Consider the following 19,651-nt stretch of genomic DNA (forward strand, 5'->3'; position numbering starts at 1 on the left):
GCGGCCGCAACGGCTTCGAGCAACAACTCCGCGACTGGCACGTCGTGCAGAAGAACAGCCGGCCCAACCACCCCACCACCTGCGGGAAGGTCGAACGCTTCCAGCAGACCATGAAGAACTGGCTACGCGCCCAGCCCACCCAGCCCGCCACCATCGCAGCACTACAGACGCTGCTGGACCGGTTTGAACCGCCCCGGGATGTCCGGAGAGCTGATTCGTTGGAAGGATCACTCTCATGGCACGTCCCTCGAAGTACCCGCCCGAGTTGCGTGAGCGCGCGGTGCGGATGGTGTTGGAGTCGCGTGTGGACTATCCGCACGAGGCGGCTGCGATCAGGTCGATCGCGGCGAAGCTCGGGATCACCTCGACCGAGTCGGTGCGCAAGTGGGTCAGGCAGGCCGAGATCGATGGTGGTGTCCGGGCCGGGAAGACCAGCGAGGAGCTGGCTGAGATCAAGGCGCTGAAGCGGGAGAACGCCGAGCTGCGGCGGGCGAACGAGATCTTGAAGAGCGCCTCGGCTTTCTTCGCGGCGGAGCTCGACCGCCCCAACAGGTATTGATCGACTTCATCGACACCCACAGGGCCGACTACGGGATCGAGCCGATCTGTCGTGTGCTCGCCGAGCACGGGATCAAGATCGCCCCGTCGACCTACTACGACGCCAGGGTTAGACGGCCCTCGCGACGTGCTCGGCGTGACGCCGAGATCGTCGCGGTGATCGCGGCCGAGAGGGGCCGGCAACGGCTGCTGGCGCGGTTCGGGTCACGCAAGATGTGGCTCCACCTACGCCGGCAGGGTCACGACGTTGAACCGCCCCGGGATGTCCGGAGAGCTGATTCGTTGGAAGGATCACTCTCATGGCACGTCCCTCGAAGTACCCGCCCGAGTTGCGTGAGCGCGCGGTGCGGATGGTGTTGGAGTCGCGTGTGGACTATCCGCACGAGGCGGCTGCGATCAGGTCGATCGCGGCGAAGCTCGGGATCACCTCGACCGAGTCGGTGCGCAAGTGGGTCAGGCAGGCCGAGATCGATGGTGGTGTCCGGGCCGGGAAGACCAGCGAGGAGCTGGCTGAGATCAAGGCGCTGAAGCGGGAGAACGCCGAGCTGCGGCGGGCGAACGAGATCTTGAAGAGCGCCTCGGCTTTCTTCGCGGCGGAGCTCGACCGCCCCAACAGGTATTGATCGACTTCATCGACACCCACAGGGCCGACTACGGGATCGAGCCGATCTGTCGTGTGCTCGCCGAGCACGGGATCAAGATCGCCCCGTCGACCTACTACGACGCCAGGGTTAGACGGCCCTCGCGACGTGCTCGGCGTGACGCCGAGATCGTCGCGGTGATCGCGGCCGAGAGGGGCCGGCAACGGCTGCTGGCGCGGTTCGGGTCACGCAAGATGTGGCTCCACCTACGCCGGCAGGGTCACGACGTGGCCAGGTGCACGATCGAGCGGCTGTACCGCCAGCAGGGCTGGGAGGGCGCACGACGGTTGAAGAAGGTCCGCACCACCATCGCCGATCCCGCGGCCGACCGTCCCCTGGATCGTGTGGACCGGCAGTTCTGGGCTGCGCGTCCGAACCAGCTGTGGGTTGCTGACTTCACCTACGTCGCGACCTGGTCCGGCACCGTCTACGTCGCATTCATCTTCGACGTGTTCTCCCGCCGCATCGTGGGCTGGCGGGCAGCGACGAGGATGACGACCGACCTGGTCCTCGACACTCTCGAGCACGCGATCTGGACTCGCCAGCAGGCCGGCATCACCGACCTGTCGGGGTTGGTCCATCACACCGATGCCGGGTCGCAGTACGTCAGTTTCGCGTTCACCGAACGGCTCGTTGACGAGGGCGTCGACCCTTCTGTCGGATCGGTCGGCGATGCCTACGATAACGCGCTCGCCGAGTCTCAGATCGGGCTCTACAAGGCTGAGCTGATCCGTCCCGAAGGACCTTGGCGCGGTGTCGAGCACGTCGAGCTCGAGACCCTCAACTGGGTCGACTTCTTCAACAACGAGCGCCCGCACGAGGCCATCGACGACCTGACCCCGGTCGAGGCCGAAGAACTTCACTACGCTGCAAGAAACCAGCTCACGCCGACCGGCTGAGCCACCAAACCCAGCCTCCGGAAACTCCGGGGCGGTTCAGTTCCAGCGCGAATACAACCAGCAGCGACCACACCGATCCCTGCCGCACCGCGCCACCCCGGCCGCGCTCTACGACACCATGCCAAAGGCCCTACCCGGCCCCAGCCGCGAACCCGACACCCACGACCGAATCCGGCACGACCGCGTCGACAAGTCCGGCAGCGTCACGCTGCGCATCGCCGACAAACTCCGCCACATCGGCGTCGGACGAACCCACGCCCGAACCCACATCATCCTGCTCGTCCACGACCTCGACGTCCGCATCGTCAACGCCATCACCGGCGAACTCCTCCGCGAGCTCACCATCGACACCAGCAAGGACTACCAACCACGCAACCCCAAATGAAGAACACCCGAACCTACGTTTCCGTAGGTCCGGGTGTCCGCGATGTCCTGCGACATCACACAGTCGGGCTGACAGGATTTGAACCTGCGACCCCTTGACCTTGAACAGGCTGAGAAGCGCGTTTGGTCCTACTTGCTCCCACCGGCTCTGACCTGCAAAGACCCCGACTCGAGGCCTTGCTGGACTTTGTGCGAACGAGTCCGCATTGGCCGGAATCTGACGAGGTTTTCGACCAGTAGACGTCCATCGCTTTGCGCTGGGGTGCGGTGGCCGTCAATGCCGCAGCCTCCGGCTAGGTTCAGCGACACGCGCCCCGGAAGCACAGCGCGGTCCCGCAGTTCCGCGTGACCCCAATCCGCTTGGGCATGCCGGCAGGTGTTGCACACGTCGGGCTGGGGGGCGACTGCGATCGCAACGCCACCTCACATCTGGCCTTGAGGCATTCTGGCCCGGTAGCTCGCCGTCGCGACGTCGGCGCCCGCCTCGAAGTACGCGCGGTGCATGGCCGCGATCTCAGCGACGCCGCCGCGGAGCAGCCGGGCGGTCCACAGGTCATCGGACAGGTCGTGACCTCGGTCCTCCAGAGCATTGGACATCTCGCAGTCGAGGATCACCATGCTGCGCTTGAACACGTCGTCGAATCGCGGCACCGATGCAGTCTGCATCCTCACGCCCGTGGGTAGACGGGAGACCGTGCCGAAGGCGAGATGACACGGTCCGAAGGGACGTGACCGCTCCTCCGGGCTTGCCCTGATGACGGCGACGCACGGCACGACGAGAATGCGGGGTATGCCGCCCGCGCGCGTGTTGGTCGTGGACGACCACGAAGGGTTTCGGGTGGTGGCGCGCGCGCTCCTGGAGGCTGACGGGCTCCAGGTGGTGGCGGAGGCGATCGACGGCGTGACGGCGGTGGAGGCCGCCGAGCGGCACGAACCCGACCTGGTGCTGCTCGACGTCCACCTGCCGGATCTCGACGGCTTCGAGGTGAGTCGGCTGCTGGCCCGGCTGCCAACGCCGCCGATCGTGGTGCTCACCTCGAGTCGACCGATCGGGGACCTGCACCGACGTGTGGCGGAGAGCCCTGCGGCGGGCTTCATCGCGAAGGACGGCCTGTCGGGCGCCGCGCTCTCGGCGCTGATCGCAGGCGGGCGGCCGTGCTGATCCTCCTGGACGCGGCGGCGGGGCTCGCGCTGCTGGCCGTGGGGCTGATGGGCTGGACGAGGGCTCGCACGAGCGCGGCGTTCGCGACGGCGGCCGGTATGGCGTGGTTCGCGGCGTCGGCGTGGCCGGAGACGGCCCTGCTGCACCGCCCGCTGCTGCTCCACGCCGTCGTCGCGCTGGCGGGCACGTGGGGCCGACCCGTCGTGCCGCGGGCGCTGATCGTGGCCGCGTGGGTGGGCATCGCGCTGCCCGCTGCCGTGCAGTCATGGGTGTCGGTGATCCTGGCGGCGCTGTGCCTCGCGTCGGCGTTCGAGCTCCGGGCGAGCACGCGACAACTATGGCGAGCGACGGCGTCGCGGCAGGCGCTGGTGGTGCTGGCGGCGGGGCTCGCGCTCCCGTGGCTGGAGCGGCTGGTCTGGCCGCGCTACGCCGACGCGGGGCTACCGCTCGGCACCTACCTCGCCGCCGTCATCCTCTGCGCCGGCGCGCTCCTGCGCGGGATCGCTGCCCCGGGACTCCACGACACCGACGCGGTCGTCGAGCTGTCCGGGCGGACGCCGGCGGAGGCGGCGGTCGAGCTCGCGCGGCTCGCGCAGGACGAGTCGGACCCCAGGCTCCGCGAGGCGATTCGCCAGGCGGTCGCGCTCCTCGATGACAACGCGCGGCTGCAACTCGAGCTCGCGCAGCGCATCGACGACGTACGTGCGTCGCGCCTACGACTGAGCGACGCGGCCGTCCAGGAACGCCGACGCCTCGAAGGCGTCCTGGCGCACGGCGCGATGCGCTACCTCGACGAGCTCGAGGAGTGCCTCGGTTCGGCGGGCGATAGCGAGCCGGTCCGCGCCTGCCTCGACGAGATCACCCGCACCCGCGAGGACCTCGAGCAGCTCGGCCGCGGCCTCCATCCGCGCTCCCTCACCGAGCACGGCCTCGCAGCCGCGCTCTCCGACCTCAGCCGGCGCAGCACCCTCCCGATCGAGGTGACCGCACCCGTGGGCAGGTGGCCGGAGCGCATCGAGTGCGCGGTCTGGTATGCCCTGGCGGAGTCCCTCGCCAACGTCTCGAAGCACGCCCAGGCGACCCGGGCCTCGGTGACCGTGGAGTGCTCGGACGACGAGCTGCGCGCGATCGTCACCGACGACGGGGTCGGCGGAGCGGTGCTCATCGGCGGCGGCGGGCTGGCCGGACTCGTCGACCGGCTCGCCGTCGTGGATGGCACGGTCGACGTGGTGAGCACCCCCGCGGGCACCACCGTGACGCTGGCGGTGCCGCTGTGATGCGGGTCCTGCGGGTCGTCGTCATCGTGGCGGGCCTGGCCGGCCTGGTCGCCGTCGTCCCTGTCGTCCACAGCTCCCCCGACGCGACGTATGGCGGCGCGGACGTCCGGCTCCTTGTGCTCGAGGTCGCGGCCGCGCTTGCCCTGCTGGGCTTGTCGGCGGCGGGGCCCGCCCGCGCCTCGTCCCTGCTCGTCGGCATGGCCGGAGCCATGTGGATCGTTCCCGAGCTCGCCGGCGGCGTGGACGTCCCGCTGACCGCGCGGACCGCGGCCGACGCGCTCCCGCCACTGCTCGTCGCCACGCTCCTCGTCGCCGCACTGCTGCGCGACGCCGCACCGGGAAGCGTGGCCGTCTGGACGCTCGCCGGCGCGGGTGTGGCCGCGGGTGCCCGACTCCTGTTCGTCGATCCCTTCGACCGCCTCGACTGCTGGCGCGCCTGCGAGCACAACCCGCTCCTACTCGGTGACGGCCTTCCCGTCCTCGAGACGCTGGGCCGAGCGGGCGTGGTGGTCGGCGTCGGCTGGGCCGCCGTCATCTGGTGGCGGCGCCGACTGAGCCCGTCAGGGGCCGACCTCGCGAGGTGGGCGGTCGTCGCTGCCGCGGGCGTGTGGCTGGTGGTCCCGCCGAGCGGTATCACCTCGGCCACCGACGACGTGGCGGCCGTGACGGCGTTCGTGGTCACCCAGGTCGCCGTCCTGACCTGGCTGGCGCTCGAGGTCAGAGACGTCGTGCTCCGGTGGCGATTGGAAGCCAGGCTCGCCCGCCAGGTGAGCCTCATCCCGGCCGGCCGCGATCCCGAGGAGCTGGTCCACAGCATCCGCGCGGCGGTGCGGGAGCCCTTGCTGCGCCTGGCCTTCTGGGCTCCCGAGCGCAACGCGTTCGTCGACTCGCGTGGTCGCCTCACCGACCCGGCGCCAGGGCCGAACGAGCGGACGACGACCTTCACCCGAGAGGGCAAGGTCGTCGCGGCGTTCACCCACCCGGCGCGGCTGGACTCCCAGCGCCTGGAACGTGCCCTCGGTCCCGCCCTCCTGCTCGCGCTCGAGAACGGCCAGCTGAGGGCAGCCGCCCTTGCCGAGCTCGGCGAGCTGGAGCGGTCGCGCGCCCGTGTCGTGGAGCGGGCAGCGCTGGAGCGACGACGACTGGAGCGCAACCTGCACGACGACGCCCAGCAGCGCGCAATGTCGCTGTCGCTCCTGGTGCGGATGCTTGAGGGACGCTCCCCGGTCGCCCCCGTCGTCGTGCACCGCGCCGCCCTACTAACTCGCGCCCTCACCGAGGAGCTGCGGCGCGTGGCGCGCGGCATCTATCCCGCCGTCCTGGCCGACACCGGCCTCGCCGGCGCCGTGCTCGACCTCGCCGAACGCTCCACCGATGTGCCCGTCCTAGTGGGCGACCTCCCCGACGTGCGCTGCCCCGGGATGGTCGAGACCACGGCCTACCTTGTGGTCAGCACGGGCGTCGAGGACGCCCGACGAGGCGGCGCGAGCGAGGTCAGGGTGCACGGCGCACGGGTCGCCGACGGGCTCCGCGTCCTCGTCGAGGACGACGCCACGGCACCCGCCAGTGGAGCCGAAGAGTTGACCGACCAGGTGGGCGCCCTCGGCGGCACACTGGTGATCGACGGAATCCCAGGACGCCGACGGATCGAGGTGGTGCTGCCGTGCGAGTCGTGATCGCCGATGACGCCGCGCTCGTGCGCTCCGGCCTGGCCACCCTCCTGGCGGAGCAGGACGTCGAGGTCGTCGGCGAGGCGGCCGACGCGCCGTCCTTGCTGGCGCTCGTCGCCCAGGTGCGGCCAGACGCCGCCGTGATCGACGTCCGCATGCCACCGACGCACACCACCGAGGGCATCGCGGCCGCCCGCGAGATCCGAGCGCGCCACCCCGAGGTGGCCGTGCTCGTGCTCTCCCAGTACGCCGAGTCGGCCTATGCCGCGGACCTCATCGAGGAGGACCCCTCGGGACTGGGCTACCTGCTGAAGGACGGCGTCGCCTCCGGCGCCACCCTCGTCGACGCCCTGCACCGACTGACGGCAGGCGAGTGCGTCGTCGACCCGGTCCTCGTCCGCCGTCTCCTAACCCGCGCGCGGCGGCCCGACCCGCTCGCCCACCTCACCCCCCGCGAGCAGGAGGTGCTCGGCCTCATGGCCGAAGGCCGCTCCAACGCCGCCATCTGCGACGCGCTCGGGCTCGGCGCCAAGACCCTGGAGACCCACATCAACCGGGTCTTCTCCAAGCTTGGCCTCACCGAGGGCGCCACCGGGCACCGACGCGTCCTCGCCGTGCTCGCGTTCCTGCGTCGGGGCAGGCCCTGATGGGCGGTCAGGGTCCGCGCCGACGACGCGGACGCCGGATCGCCGGACAGTGACGTCATGAAGACGACGACCCTGCCCCTGTTGGTCGCGAGCACTCTCCTCGCCTGCGCGGCCTGCACCGATGCCCCCGACAAGTCCGGTGGCGGCGCACCCGTCACGACGCTCGTGATGGCCAGCAACGACGGAGCCGGTCTGGAGAACGCGCCCGCCGTCGGCCGCTTCGTGGACCTGGTGTCCGAGCTCTCCGACGGCCGGCTCGAGGTCGAGGTCACCGGGAAGTGGTACATCGCCGGTGAGCAGAAGGTGCTCAACTCCGTCGCGACGGGCGAGGCCGACCTCGCCTGGAGCGGCACCCGCGCCCTCGACACAATCGGCGTGGACAGCTTCCGCCCGTTGCATGCACCGTTCCTCGTCGACTCCTACGCGGCCCAGGCTGCCGTGCTGGGCGATGACCTGGCCGACGAGATGCTCGCCGGCTTCGAGGGCACGGGGCTCACCGGCCTCGCCGTGCTCGCCGACGAGCTCCGCTTCGTGGCCAGCGCGGAGGGACCGATCCGGAGCGCGGACGACCTCGCCGGTCTCGAGTTCGGCACCTTCCCCTCCAACACCCAGACGGCCGCCCTTAAGGCTCTCGGAACCCACGTCAAGGCCCTCCGTACCCCGCACCCCCCGGACACCGACGGCCTGCACGCGCTCGAGACGAGCTGGCCGACCTACCTCGCCAACCGGCAGGTCGAGTTCATGCCCTTCGCGAGCCCCGAGGCGGTGCTCTGGCCACGCAGCACGGTGCTGGTCGCCAACGCCGACCTGTGGTCAGGACTGCCGGAGGAGGACCAGGAGGTCCTGTCGGAGGCCGCGGCCGAGGCGGCCGCCTGGTCGCTCGAGCATGCGGACGACCGCGTCAGCGGCGAAGTAGGCCGCGCGTGCCGCGCCGGCGCGCGCATCGTCTCGACCTCCGACGAGCAGCTCCAGACCCTGCGCGCCGCCGCCGCTCCGGCGTACGACGACCTGCGGTCCGACCCCGACCAGGCAGCGACCCTGAGCGCCATCGAGGCGCTCGTGGACAAGAGCGGCCCCGAGACCGTCGAGGTCCCCGAGGGCTGCGCCTACCGACGCGGCGACGAGGATCACGTCGCGGTGTCCGTCCTGCCCGCCGTGCTCGACGGCCCCGGCCGGACCGGCGACCTGCCCCAGGGCACCTACCGCTACGAGCTCGGGCACCAGGAGATCCTGGACGGCGGCGAGTTCAGCGAGGAGTTCGCCACGGCCAACGCCGGCGTCTGGACCTGGACCCTGCGTGACGGGCGCTGGGACTACGAGATGAAACTCATCGCTCAGGAGCTCCCGGCCGGCTACGCCGGCACCACCTGTGAGGGCTACTACGACGTCGTCGGGGACGAGATGCGCTTCACCACCGTGACGGTCTATGCCACTGGTGATTGCGCGTCGGAGACGTGGAAGGCCACGTGGCGGGAGACCGCCGACGGGCTCGCCATGGACGTGACCACGGACGGGGACGACCTCGACTTCCTCTTCGGCAGCAAGCCCTGGGAACGCATCGGCTGACCCGGCACCACCCCTCTCCGGCACGTACGTCGCGTGCCCAGGGCCGCAGTCGCGCGCGCCCACCACCCACCTCTCGGGACCATCGGAAGGAATGCACATGTCCAGACGCACAACCAGGACCGCCGCTCTCGTGGCGGTCACGACCGGGATCCTCCTCGCCACCACGCTGGCGCCGGCGGAAGCCACCCACCCTGGATCAAACGGCCGGATCGCGTTCCTCCGCTGGGACGGCAATGGGATCGCCCAGGTCTTCACGGCCAACCCCGACCTCACCGCCGAGCAGCAGCTCACCTTCGGTGAGGCAGGCAGCGGATGGCCGGCGTGGTCGCCGGACGGGACGCGGATCGCGTTCGACAGCGACCGCGCCGATCCCGACCGCTCCGACGACGTCCTCGTCAACGACGTCTTCACGATGCGAGCCGACGGCACCGACGTCCGCAAAGTCACCGACTCGGCCGGCTTCAGCGGCGACCCGGCTTACTCACCGGACGGGTCCCTCATCGCCTTCGACGCCGACCGTGGCGTGCCGAGCACCGACCCGGAGCCACCCTCGGCGTTGCCGGGCCTCAGTGTCTGGGTGATCCGGCCGGACGGGACCGGCCTACGGCGGATCACCACGCCGCCGGCGGGCAGGACCGACACCGAGCCGCGCTTCTCCCCCGACGGCACCCGCCTGCTCTTCACCCGCTTCCGCACCGGGCACACCCTCAGGAACGGCGGCCTGCAAGGAGACCAGTCGGCCATCTTCACGGTCCGGCTCGACGGCACCGGTGTGCAGCGGGTCACCGCGTGGGGCTACAACACCGGCCAGGGCGACTGGTCGCCCGACGGGACGAAGATCGCGTTCGAGACGGCCTGCTGCCGCCTTGCCGCGGCGGGCATCTACACCGTGCGCGCCAATGGGAGCGGCCTCAAGGCGGTCGTCAACGGCCACGGCGTGACCGGCATCGGCAACGAGCAGGCGCTCCAGGTCGACGGCTACTACGACCCGATCTGGTCGCCCGACGGGGCTCACCTGCTCGCGGGTCGCGAGTTCCTCGAGGATGACGGCACCTTCCGGGAAGGGCTCGTCATGGTGAACGCCGACGGGAGCGACCTGCACTGGGTCGCCGACGGACTCGGCGCGGAGCACCAGCCCGACTGGGGCACGGCTCCTCTCCAGTAGGCACAACGAGCACAAGACAGGCTCTGGCCGGTCGGGTCGTCCCGGCCGGCCAGAGTCAGGGATGGGTCAGTCCGGCACCCCGAAGGAGTAAACCTCGTTGTTCGGGGTGCCGGACCACGTGTGGCCCGACCCCCAGTACAACCGGCCCTCGCAGATCGCCGCCCCGGCGAGGCAGGAGCCACCGCTGGCGAAGGTCCAGAGGATCTCGCCGGTCGCGCCGTTCATCGCCTACATGTGGCCGCCGAGGGCGAGCGCACAGGCGAAGACCGCGCCGTTCGCCGTCGTCAGTCCCGGAAGAGCCGCCCGCTAGTTCCTCCCGGGAAGGGGACGGCGTGCGGGCCGACGCAGTACTCCCCCGCCGCAAACCATCACGCTCGGCCAGACCGGCGCCAGGATTTGAACCGAAAACCTCTGGGCAAGATCGGAGGCCTGTCCCGAACTACCTGAGACTTCGGGTCCCGCTGGAGAACCTCGGGTTCTTACGGAGATTCTCCATCGGACACTTTCAACTGTATCGGAACGTCTCGGGACAGTTGCCCATCGTTTCCGATGACCTTGTGATGACGTGTTTAATCCGACTCCCCTGATGCCTGAGCACCCCGCTCACCATCCCGGGGTAGCGGCCGGCGCGCCCAGCAACGGAAGTTCGGCCGTTGCCTCGGGAACCTGAGCAGTGAAACCGACACAGTCGATCTCGGCCCGAAGCGGCAGTCCTTCGCGGACGCGCTGAATCGCCAACTCCACGCAATAGCGGTGGAACTCCTCCTCACCAACGGCCTGGATCGCCTCGTACGCCGGGCCGGTCGAGGCCAGCATGCGGGCATAGGTCTCCGGGTCGGGGAACTCCCATGCGAACGGCACCGCGTGGCGTCGCACGCCGACGAAGCCGGCCTCAGCGAGCAGCTCCTCGCCCACACCGGGGCGGCCGATGGAAACCATCCGGGCTTGGGCGTCGACCTTCTCCTCGGGCGCCAGCACGAAAGGAGCGAGCGCCCACGCGCCCGGTGAGACCTTGAGATGTCCCCAGCTCGTAACCGAGATCCGGCCGCTCGGACGCAACACTCGGGAAGCCTCAGCCAAGGCCTCCCGAGTGGTCCCCCACATCCCCCGGAAGCTGGTCACCACATCGAACGAGTCGTCGTCCCACGGCAGCGCGGCCATGTCGCCCACCCGCACGTCAGCGTCCGGCACCCGGTCCCGGGCGATCGCGATCAACCGTGGGGATGCGTCGATCCCGGTGACCACGGCCCCCCGGGCCGCGGCAAGTTCCATCGCCAAGCCCGACCCGCAGGCGATGTCGAGCAACCGGTCACCCTCGCGGACCTCGAGGTGGTGGTGCATCGCGACGTACTCGCGACAGGCGGCGGGTTCGAGAAGTGAGGCGAAGTCGATGGCCCGCCGCCCCCAGCCCTCGTCGACGGTGAGCCACTGCGGCGCCTGTTTGTCGACGGTCATCGACCTACTCCGCTGGAGCGATGTTCTGGTTGATCCGGAACTGGTTGCCGGGGTCATAGGTCTTCTTGACCTGCCCCAGCCGGTCGTAGTTGGGGCCGTAGTTGGCGCGGATCCGGCCCTGGTCGTCATCGGCCATGAAGTTGATGTAGCCGCCATCGCTGGTGTGCGGCTCGAGGGCCGCGTGGTAGTCGCGCACCCAGGCGATGTTGGCCTCGTTGTCGGCCGGGTCAGGCCACATGCCGGCGACCACCGGCGAGAAGTTGACGTTGCGGTGGGCGAACGCGGTTGCGTCCACCGCCACGTCGTGGACAGCGCCATCGATCGAGTAGAGGTGCATCGTCGACTCCATCGCCGGCACCCTGGGTCCGTGGGTGAGGTGAGCGGCGATCGCGCCGTCGGTGAGCTCGGGCAGGAAGGCGGCCTTCCAGTAGTGCTGGAGCCCGGCGGGGAGGAGTCCGTCGAACGCACTGTTGAGGGCCGGGTAGGGCATCCGGCCGACATGCTCGGCCACGGGAGTGCTGACCGCGCGGAGCTGACCGAGCAGCGCTTCAGCGTCCTCATCGCTTCCGTTGAAGCAGGTGACGATCAGCAGGAACGGCTCACCGACCCGGTCCTCGGGGATGAAGGGCAGCGGCGGGGCGATCTGAAACCCCGGGAAGGCACCCATTGCGCGGGGTGCTGCGGCGATCCAGTCGCGGTAAGTGGTGAGGAGCGCCTCGGCGTCGTCGAGCTCGAAGAACATCGGGCCGCCGTAGATGGTGTCGACCGGGTGCAGGTCGAACTCCATCTCGGTCACCACACCGAAGTTGCCGCCACCGCCGCGCAGCGCCCAGAACAGGTCCGGGTGCGAGGTCTCGGAGGCGGTCACGAAACTGCCGTCGGCGAGCACCACGTCGGCGGAGCGCAGGTTGTCGATGGAGAGACCGTGAGCGCGGGACAGGTAGCCGATGCCGCCGCCCAGGGTCAGGCCGGCAACGCCGGTGGTGGAGATGATCCCGCCGGTGGTGGCCAACCCGAAGCCGTGCGCGGCGTGGTCGAAGTCGCCCCAGTCGCAGCCCCCCTGGACCCGACCGACCCGTTTCCCCGGATCGATCCGGATGCCCTTCATCCGGCACAGATCCAGCACGATCCCGTCATCGACGGTGCCGAAGCCGGGCACACTGTGGGCGCCGTCCCTGATCGCGAGCGGCAGCCCACTCTCCCGGGCCGCGTTGACCGCGATGCGGACGTCGGTGACGTCGACCGCCCGCACGATTGCCAGGGGGCGCCGGTCGATCATGCCGTTGTAGACGGCCCGCGCCTCGTCGTACTCGGGCGTGTCGGCCGTGATCACCTGACCGCGGGCTGCTTCGAGGATGCTCAGTGCTGGTGTGCCGTTCATAGCTTCTCCTGAATGAGGTGTGGGGCGAGACAGAACGAGGGGTCAGCCGAAGACGCGCAGGGCGTGCTCATGGAACTCGCGCATCGGAGCGACCGGGCCGATCTCGATGAAGACCGCGCCTTCGGTCGAGGTGGCGGTGTGACCGGCGGGCCAGTAGTAGACCTCGCCGGCAGACGCGGTCTCGGATGATCCGTCCGCGTGCTCGAGCCGGAGAGAGCCTTCGAGCACGACTCCCCAGTGCGGGCTGGGGCAGCGATCGTCGGGCAGCCCCTTCAAGACCGGGGTGAAGTCGGTGCCGGCCGGGACCCGTGCGTGGCGGATCGCCATGTCACCGAGCTCGACGTACCTGGTCTCCAGGTCGCCCTGGGCGACTTCGACGGGCAGATCCTTGATCGGTGTTGCCATGACGGACTCCTCGCATCGGGGTGGTTACCTGCGACGCTACGGAGAACCACCGGGCCGACACCTGACCTGATCTGGTCGAAGCTGCGCCCAGTTTCGTGACGAGGGGTTCAGATCTGACTATCTCCGCGGGGCCCGGACCGGGCTAGTGTCGAGAGGTGGTCGAACCTGCTCCCAAGAGCCCCCCTACGGTGCCCGGTCGCAGCGGTACTCCGTTTGTTGGGCGGCGCCCGGAGATCGAGCGCCTCGAGGCGGTCTGGTCAGCGGTGGAGGACAACAGGCGACAGATCGTCTTCATCGGCGGGGAGCCGGGCGTCGGCAAGACCCGCCTGGTGGCTGAGGCCGCGGCCGCGCTGCGCCGGTACGGCGTCACCGTGCTTTCTGGTGCATGCCGAGAAGATCTCGACATCCCCTACAGGCCATTTGTCGCCATCCTCGAACAAGCCCTCGACCAGGTGGATCCGGAGGTCCTGCGCAGCATTCCGTCCGAGGCGGCAGCCCCGCTCGTGCGCTTGAGTGCCAAGGCGGCGTTGCATTGGCCAGGCACCGCGAGCCCGACCTCTGGCGAGAGCCAGTCTCGGCCAGCGCTGTTCGACGCGGTGTTGCGCGTCCTGGTCGCCGCGGCCGAGCAGCGACCGCTCGCACTGGTACTGGAGGATCTCCACTGGGCCCCGGAACCGACCTTGGCAATGCTCGCACACCTGGTCGAGTCCACCGCCGGGGAGCAGTTGCTGGTGTTGGCCACCCGACGGACCACCGCCCCTGACCGCACCGACGCGGTCACCTTCGCGCTGGCAGACCTGCATCGGCTCGACGGTGTGGCGCGCATCGACCTAGTCGGACTCGAGACCGAGGATGTGGCGGAGTACCTCGTTCGTGCGGCCGGGGTCCCACGCGTCTCGGCCCGGTCAGCGGCACCCCTGTTGCGGGACCAGACCGGCGGCAACCCGTTCTTCCTCCAGGAGTATTGGCACGACCTGGCAGGCCACGGAGGGCTCGAGGCGATGCGGTGCGCCACAGCCCAGGCGCCGCAGTCGGTGCAGGATGCGCTCCGTCGTCGGCTGGCCGGGTTCCCTCCCGACCACGCCCAGGTCATCGAGATTGCAGCCGTCGCCGGCGACATCGTCGACCCCTCGGTCCTCACCGAGGCCTGCGACCTCGAGGCGAGCGTCGTTCTCGAGGGGATCGACTTCTGCGAAGGCGCGGGTCTCCTGGTCGCGGACGCCGATGATGGCCGCTTCCGGTTCGCGCACGCGCTAGCCCGGCAGGCCGTGCTCGATCGGATGTCCTCCACCTGCCGCGCGGCGGCACACGCGCGAGTCGCCAAGGCACTGGAGTTGCACGCCGGGGAGGACGACCCGGCGCTAGTGGCCCAACTGGCCCACCACTACGGGCAGGCGCGTGCGCTCGGGCACGCGGACAAGGCGATCCACTATCTCGTCCTCGCCGCTCAGCAGGCCGAGCGCGGCATTGCTCACCGCGAGGCCGCGGCGCTGTACGAGCGGGCAACGCAGCTCCATTTGCACCAGGGCCCGACCAGGGTCGGGCTGCTCTTGGCCGCTGCGAGGTGCCACATGCACGGTGGTGACTTTCCGGCAGCCCGTCGCATCTACGAAGAGCTTTGCACCGACGAGGACGCCCGGGTCAGGTTGCTGGCCGCCATTGGCCACGAGGATGCCTCGTGGCGTCCCTCGCACAGCGGAGAGCGTTCGCTGGCGCTGCTCGCCGAGGCCTTGGCTGCCGCCGGGCTGGACGACGACGACTCGCTGCGCATACGAGCCCGCGCCAGCATGGGCCGGGCGGCGGCGTTCACCGGTGAACTCCGACGGTCCCGCACGATCGGTGAGGAGGCATTGCTGCGGGCTCGCAGGACGGGAGATGAAGCGCTGGTCGCCCATGCGCTCGGCGCGACCTTGTGGCAGGGCCTGACCCCGGATCTCGCTCCCGAACTGCTGGCCCGTGCCCTGGAGCTCCAGGAGATCGGGGCGCGGATCGGCGACGGTGGTTTCGCCGGGATGGCCGCCTTCCACCGCGGCGGCTTCGCCTACACCGTGGGCAACCAGCCTGTGTGGAGCAGTGCCCAGCGCGACCTGACCGAGCTCGCGCTCTCCGGCGGCCAGCCCTTCTTCCGCTACGTCGCCGGGTGCTCTCGCTACGCCCACAGGTTCGCGGCCGGCGACTTCGCGGGAGCGGGACGCATCGTCGACTGGCTGGACGACCAGTTCCGCGACGAGTTCGACGGCGGGACCGAAGGCGCCTGGGGAGTGCAGCAGTTCATGCTGCGGCGGGTAGCCGACGGTCTGGACGAGGTCCGGCCGCTCGTGACGGGAGACGAGAGCCTTGCCGAGCACTGGCTTCCGGGCCTGCTGGCGCTCTACACCGAACTCGAGTTGTGGCAGCCGGCTGCCCGACTGCTCACCCACTTGCGCGAACACTTCGACGAGTACCGCGCCGGCGCCCAGTGGGCGGGCGTGCTGGCCTTCGCGACGGAGGCCGCCGTCGGCCTGGACGACACGGCCGCGGCCGCGCAGCTGCGACCCCTGCTGGCCGAGTACGCCGGCGCCAACCTGCTGGCCGGCGCGAACGCCGCAGTCTTCGGAAGCGCCGACCGGTATCTGGCCATGCTCGACTCACTGCTGGGCGCTCCCGACGCCGACCAGCACTTCGAGCGTGCCCTCGCCATGGACCGGCAGATGGGCGCCGTCACCCACCAGGCAGAGACCCTCGCCGCCTGGAGTTGGCACCGGACCAGACACCCGGAGACGACCGGCCCGCCAGCCATACGGCTCGTCGAAGAAGCGCGAGCCTTGGCCCGGCGAATCGGCCACCGCCGCGTCCTTAGCAGACTTGACGCCGACGCTGCACCGCAGGAAGTGCCGCCGACGCTGCCCAGCGGCCTGACCGAGCGGGAAGTCGACGTACTCCGCCTGGTCGCCGAGGGCCTGTCCAATCGGGAGATCGGCGAACGCCTATTCATAAGTGCCAATACGGCGGCCAACCACGTGCGCAGCATCCTGATCAAGACCGACGCATCCAATCGCACCAAGGCAGCGGTCTTCGCCACTGAGCACGGATTGCTGTAGCCCAGATCGGGGAGCGCTACAGCGGCGCGAAAGTGCCGTCCGGCGCGATGGTGCCGGACAGCTCCACGATCGCGTCGGCCGGGATGCCGGCGCGCACCGCCGCGGTCCGGATCGCCTCGACGTCGTCGGCCTCGTAGAGGCAGAACGTCTTGCGCTTGTCCGCGGACAGGAACGAGCTGAGCCAGCGCACACCGGAGTCGTCGTTGACTCGGTTGATCCCGTCGAAGGCGCCGGGTGCTGCCTCCAGTTGGTCCGCGAACTGACGCTCCACCATGAAGACCGGCATCGGTTTCCCTTTCCGTCGTCATCGGGAGCGACAGGCGAAGCCACCGATCGGAACAGTCGCTCCGGTCCTTTCACCGTAGGCGAAACGGATGCCCGGCGCAGGCGAACCCGAAGCGCTCCGCGGTGACCTGCTCGTTTCAGGCGTGGATTGCTGTGATCCCAGCCCACCAGTGCAGGCTCCCTCTCACCTTGCACACTAGGGCCGACGACCCCGCCGATACGGCTCCTCCGACGGGCTCAGCGCCAGCCGTTGGTACCGCCATCAGCGCCAGGAAATCAGAGGCCGAGGTCCTTGCTGGACGTGGCCGCGAGCGCTTCGAGAGGCCGGATGTATCGGTTGACGAGGACGCCGATGTCCTTGTGCCGGGTCTGCGCAGCGATCCGGTCGAGTGGAACGCCGGCGAGTGCGGCGGTGGTGGCGTGGCCGGCGCGCATCGAGTGGGCGGTGATCCGGGTCCCGTCGAGTCCGGCGGCTTCGGCTCGGGCGCGGAGCATTCGGGCGGGGACGTGTCCGGTGAGTGCCTGGAGGCTGATGGTGCTCCCCCAGATGCGGGTGAACACCGGACCGGGGGCTGCGCCTCGAATGCCGCGCCAGGCGTTGAGGGCTGCGACGGGGTCGGTGGCGGCGCGCTGTCCGTGGGCGACGCCGACCACCGCGCCGTGGCCGTCGGGATCGGTCTTGGACCGTCGGATGTGGAGCAACAGGCCGGCGGGCTTGTCCTCGATGTCACCGAGGGTGAGCGCGACGAGCTCGGAGCGGCGCAGCGCGGAGGCGTACCCGAGCAGGATCATCGCGGCGTCGCGGATGCCGATCGGGGTGGCGCGGTCGATGCCGTCGACGATCTGGTGGATCTCCTCGACCGACAAGGGTCGGGCCAGGCGCCGGGGCGCCGAGCCGTAGGTGCGGCGCAGGCCGCGGCGTACCTGGTGGACGGCAAGGGCGTCGGTGGGGTTGTGCAGGTCGCACATGCGGTGGACATGGCGGATCACCGTGCAGATGAGATCGAGGGTGCCCATCGCGCGGCCGTCGGCGGCCTGCTCGGTGAGGTAGGCGCAGACCGCGAGCGGGTCACTCGGGAGGACCGCGACGCCGCGGCTGGCACACCAGCGCTCCCAGCGGCTCCAGACCCCGGCGTAGACACGGCGGGTCGACTCGGTGCGCGCCGCAGCGATGGCGGCAGCGATGCGTTCGCCGTCGGTGTCGGTCAACCCCTGCGGCATGACACCGACTGTGTCGATGGGACGGACAAGGGCGGTGGCCGGCAAGGCGGAGCTCATCATCGTGGTCATGGCCTTGTCGTAGCGGCGACCTCGCCAGCCGTGCCCACCGGCGGGACGCCTCACCGAGGCTCACCGCGAGGATTGGTCAGAAAAGACTGACTTTGTGATGACCGAGTCAAGTTAGAAAGCTTTCAGGCTCGGTTCCCCAGAGGGAACCGAGCCTGAATTTGGTAGCGGGGGCAGGATTTGAACCTGCGACCTCTGGGAGAGATCGGGCGCTACGGATGGACCGGAGAAATCGCGGAAATCCTCGGGTTTACGCGGAGGATGGTGCGGATGCACATCGGAGTCTAGCGGGGACGAACGGGATCGCGGCCGGTTGTAAGTGTCTAGTTTGTGACAGCGAGTCGGGAACCAAAGAGCAGCCCGGTCGGCCCGCTCCATCCCCCCGCGAGGGGCCAACCCCCTGACCTTCTCTTTGCGAGAGAGGCGGCGCCACGTGTCGCCGAATCTCGGAGAAGTTCGATGGAACCCGCTCTGACCTGGGCCAACACCCGACATCGGTGTCGTTGACGAGCACGACGCTACCTGAACCGCAGGGACTATCGCGGAGTCTCTCGCCCCCAATCCGCGGAGTAAGCGCGGAGCAGGCAACCGGCGGAAAGGTCGGCAATGAAGAGATTCCGATCGCTGCCTGCAGATACCACTCCGGCTGGCGAGCGATCACGACACCGCACCTGCACACGGCGTAAGCCTGCATCGGCTCCGCGCCCCGCCCTGGCCGACCGCGGCCGCGGCGCTCAGCTGATCGACTCGGTCACCATGACCAAAATCGTCTGACGAGAATCGCTGGTGGGGTAGACGGTTGGCGGCGAGGCGCCGTCAAGCGGGTAGTCGCGTCGCCAGTGCGGGTTGCATCCTTCCAACTCACGAGGATGCGGCGGGAAACCGGGGGGCTCTTCAGTCCATCAATGTTCATTCGTCTGTCGGGCATTGCGCGCAGCGCGATTTCAGGCTGGTTGGCGCAGTTCACTGGGGCAGCGGCTGGGGCGGCCGCTGCTACGTCATGGCGCGGCAGGCGTCGGCCGGCAGTGTCGGAGCGGGCCCGGCGTCGAGCCGGCTGTGGTCAGCCAGTCCCGGAGGTCGTCCTGGCGCTGGACTGCAGTGACTCGAGCATCATCTCGAGTGCGGTCTCGAAGTTCTGTGGGTCGTCGAGGGCGGGCAGTGCGTGGGCGACGGCGTGGATGTTCGGGTACTCCTCGCGCGGCAGCGTCCGGTAGTCAACAGTCCAGGCGCGCATGTCGGTGTTCTTGGTATCGGTGTCGAGCGCTGCCAGGCTGGCGTCTTGTGCGGAGTAGGCGAGCACGAAGTCGCTGAACACGCGGTAGTTGCGTGCCGCGTCCTCGGGCGAGAAGCCGGCCCGCAGCATGCAGCCGATGACGCGGTCCACCTTCGCGAACTCGTGCTGCCGGCGGGCAGTACGTGCGCCGGAGAACTGCGCGACGTGAGGGTGCCGCATGAAGGCGGCGTGGGTGGCTCGGGCCAGCTCTCGCAACTCCTGGACCCAGTCCCCGCCGGGTTGTGGGGTCGCTTCGAGCGCCTCGGCGTGCAGCGCGTCGAGAAGGGCGAGCATCAGGTCGTCCTTCGTGCGGAAGTGACGGTAGATGGCGGTGGGGTGCGCCTCGAGCTCATCGCCGATGGCTTGGAACGTGATGCCTTGCGCACCTGCCTGTTCGGAGACTCGGAAGGCCGCCGCGACGATGCGCTCCTGGCTGAGCCACGCCTTGGGCCCGGGCCGACGCGGACTCTTGGCGGTGGGCTGGCGGCCTGCGTGCGAGGCTGTCACGGCGGCTCT

18 protein-coding genes and 2 other annotated features are annotated in these 19,651 nt (G+C 69.6%); of the genes, 10 read left to right on the plus strand and 8 right to left on the minus strand.

Annotated elements, in window-relative coordinates:
• Positions 1-235 precede the first annotated feature (235 nt).
• From EXE59_RS18590 to EXE59_RS18600, 3 genes are all read left to right on the plus strand, one after another.
• Positions 236-559, plus strand: a complete 324-nt coding sequence (locus EXE59_RS18590) for a transposase (RefSeq protein WP_135840230.1) — start codon at positions 236-238, stop codon at positions 557-559.
• Positions 517-645 (plus strand) — a sequence feature (AL1L pseudoknot). Its footprint overlaps the gene before it by 43 nt.
• Positions 646-857: 212 nt before the next feature.
• A protein-coding gene (locus EXE59_RS18595) for an IS3 family transposase (RefSeq protein ID WP_135838094.1) occupies positions 858-2,098 on the plus strand; the annotation gives its coding sequence in 2 pieces (ribosomal slippage) (positions 858-1,140 and positions 1,140-2,098; 1,242 coding nt in all).
• Positions 1,139-1,267, plus strand: a sequence feature (AL1L pseudoknot). Its footprint overlaps the gene before it by 129 nt.
• Positions 2,099-2,216: 118 nt before the next feature.
• Positions 2,217-2,483 (plus strand): hypothetical protein, encoded by a 267-nt coding sequence (locus tag EXE59_RS18600; protein WP_210429067.1) that lies wholly within the window; start codon positions 2,217-2,219, stop codon positions 2,481-2,483.
• 422 nt (positions 2,484-2,905) lie between these two features.
• Here EXE59_RS18600 and EXE59_RS18605 read toward each other — a convergent pair whose 3' ends face one another.
• The gene (locus EXE59_RS18605) at positions 2,906-3,133 is read right to left on the minus strand and encodes a homocysteine S-methyltransferase family protein (RefSeq protein ID WP_246056889.1); all 228 of its coding nucleotides are present in this window, start codon (positions 3,131-3,133) and stop codon (positions 2,906-2,908) included.
• A 139-nt stretch (positions 3,134-3,272) separates the two neighbouring features.
• Between EXE59_RS18605 and EXE59_RS18610 the strand changes: the two genes are divergently transcribed.
• From EXE59_RS18610 to EXE59_RS18635, 6 genes are all read left to right on the plus strand, one after another.
• Positions 3,273-3,644 (plus strand): response regulator, encoded by a 372-nt coding sequence (locus EXE59_RS18610; RefSeq protein ID WP_135840231.1) that lies wholly within the window; start codon positions 3,273-3,275, stop codon positions 3,642-3,644.
• Positions 3,638-4,921 carry a sensor histidine kinase gene (locus EXE59_RS18615; protein ID WP_135840232.1) on the plus strand — a complete coding sequence of 428 codons (1,284 nt, stop codon included), beginning with the start codon at positions 3,638-3,640 and terminating at the stop codon, positions 4,919-4,921. The genes EXE59_RS18610 and EXE59_RS18615 overlap by 7 nt, the downstream gene beginning before the upstream one ends.
• The gene (locus EXE59_RS18620) at positions 4,921-6,597 is read left to right on the plus strand and encodes a sensor histidine kinase (RefSeq protein WP_135840233.1); all 1,677 of its coding nucleotides are present in this window, start codon (positions 4,921-4,923) and stop codon (positions 6,595-6,597) included. The genes EXE59_RS18615 and EXE59_RS18620 overlap by 1 nt, the downstream gene beginning before the upstream one ends.
• Entirely contained in the window at positions 6,585-7,238 is a 654-nt protein-coding gene (locus EXE59_RS18625; protein ID WP_135840234.1) for a response regulator transcription factor, read from the plus strand. Before EXE59_RS18620 ends, EXE59_RS18625 begins: the two co-directional genes overlap by 13 nt.
• Before the next feature lie 57 nt (positions 7,239-7,295).
• Positions 7,296-8,804 carry a TRAP transporter substrate-binding protein gene (locus EXE59_RS18630; protein ID WP_135840235.1) on the plus strand — a complete coding sequence of 503 codons (1,509 nt, stop codon included), beginning with the start codon at positions 7,296-7,298 and terminating at the stop codon, positions 8,802-8,804.
• A 97-nt stretch (positions 8,805-8,901) separates the two neighbouring features.
• Entirely contained in the window at positions 8,902-9,969 is a 1,068-nt protein-coding gene (locus tag EXE59_RS18635; protein ID WP_168218597.1) for a TolB family protein, read from the plus strand.
• A 66-nt stretch (positions 9,970-10,035) separates the two neighbouring features.
• Here the strand turns inward: EXE59_RS18635 and EXE59_RS23940 are convergent, their stop codons facing one another.
• From EXE59_RS23940 to EXE59_RS18650, 4 genes are all read right to left on the minus strand, one after another.
• Positions 10,036-10,194, minus strand: coding sequence for a hypothetical protein (locus EXE59_RS23940; protein ID WP_168218598.1), 159 nt, complete (start codon positions 10,192-10,194; stop codon positions 10,036-10,038).
• 378 nt (positions 10,195-10,572) lie between these two features.
• Positions 10,573-11,424, minus strand: coding sequence for a class I SAM-dependent methyltransferase (locus tag EXE59_RS18640; RefSeq protein ID WP_168218599.1), 852 nt, complete (start codon positions 11,422-11,424; stop codon positions 10,573-10,575).
• 4 nt (positions 11,425-11,428) lie between these two features.
• Positions 11,429-12,805, minus strand: coding sequence for an FAD-binding oxidoreductase (locus EXE59_RS18645; RefSeq protein WP_135840238.1), 1,377 nt, complete (start codon positions 12,803-12,805; stop codon positions 11,429-11,431).
• Between the two features lie 42 nt (positions 12,806-12,847).
• Positions 12,848-13,210 (minus strand): cupin domain-containing protein, encoded by a 363-nt coding sequence (locus tag EXE59_RS18650; RefSeq protein ID WP_135840239.1) that lies wholly within the window; start codon positions 13,208-13,210, stop codon positions 12,848-12,850.
• A 188-nt stretch (positions 13,211-13,398) separates the two neighbouring features.
• Between EXE59_RS18650 and EXE59_RS18655 the strand changes: the two genes are divergently transcribed.
• The gene (locus EXE59_RS18655) at positions 13,399-16,290 is read left to right on the plus strand and encodes an ATP-binding protein (protein WP_168218600.1); all 2,892 of its coding nucleotides are present in this window, start codon (positions 13,399-13,401) and stop codon (positions 16,288-16,290) included.
• Positions 16,291-16,306: 16 nt separating this feature from the next.
• Here EXE59_RS18655 and EXE59_RS18660 read toward each other — a convergent pair whose 3' ends face one another.
• The 3 genes from EXE59_RS18660 to EXE59_RS18670 form a co-directional block, all read right to left on the minus strand.
• Positions 16,307-16,576: a DUF4242 domain-containing protein gene (locus EXE59_RS18660; protein ID WP_135840241.1), complete on the minus strand. Its 270-nt coding sequence runs from the start codon at positions 16,574-16,576 to the stop codon at positions 16,307-16,309.
• Between the two features lie 275 nt (positions 16,577-16,851).
• Positions 16,852-17,796 (minus strand): site-specific integrase, encoded by a 945-nt coding sequence (locus EXE59_RS18665; protein ID WP_246056890.1) that lies wholly within the window; start codon positions 17,794-17,796, stop codon positions 16,852-16,854.
• Between the two features lie 1,126 nt (positions 17,797-18,922).
• The gene (locus EXE59_RS18670) at positions 18,923-19,642 is read right to left on the minus strand and encodes a TetR/AcrR family transcriptional regulator (protein ID WP_135840243.1); all 720 of its coding nucleotides are present in this window, start codon (positions 19,640-19,642) and stop codon (positions 18,923-18,925) included.
• Positions 19,643-19,651: the final 9 nt, after the last annotated feature.

This window comes from Nocardioides eburneiflavus (genome assembly GCF_004785795.1).
Lineage (GTDB): Bacteria > Actinomycetota > Actinomycetes > Propionibacteriales > Nocardioidaceae > Nocardioides > Nocardioides eburneiflavus.